This is a genomic window from Streptomyces hazeniae, assembly GCF_031845485.1.
GTDB classification, from domain to species: domain Bacteria; phylum Actinomycetota; class Actinomycetes; order Streptomycetales; family Streptomycetaceae; genus Streptomyces; species Streptomyces hazeniae.
Window position 1 is genome coordinate 1 of the sequence record NZ_JAVREQ010000263.1, and the last position, 381, is coordinate 381.

General features: G+C 62.7%; 1 protein-coding gene. It reads right to left on the minus strand.

Features of this window, described 5'->3' with window-relative positions:
* Positions 1–161 precede the first annotated feature (161 nt).
* Positions 162–381 (minus strand): hypothetical protein (locus RM572_RS29640; protein ID WP_311676421.1); only part of this gene is annotated, 220 nt, incomplete at its 5' end.

Here is a 381-nt window from a genome sequence, read left to right on the forward strand (position 1 = left end):
TCGACGTCGTCCGCAGTGGGGGTGGGCCCGTAGTTCCGTAGACCCTTCGGTTTGTCCGCGTTGTCCAGAAACTGACGGATCTGGGCGCGCACCGCGTCGATGTCCTCGACGACGTCAGCGGAAGCCGACACTTCTACTCCTTGGCCTCGGCCGGGTCGCAGTCACTTCCCGTCCAGATAGTCGTTGTACTCGTTGTGGATCGATTCCATCGCGTGGAGCCGACGTTCGAGCAGGGCGATCTCGGCTGGATCACCGGTGCCCGTGGTGATTTCGTCGAGCCGGGCCCGAGCGCGAGAGATCTCCTCGACGAGGCGTTCGCGTGCTTCGTCCTTGGTGAGGAGATCCTGATCCGTCCAGTCCGACTGAGGAAGTAGGTCGATC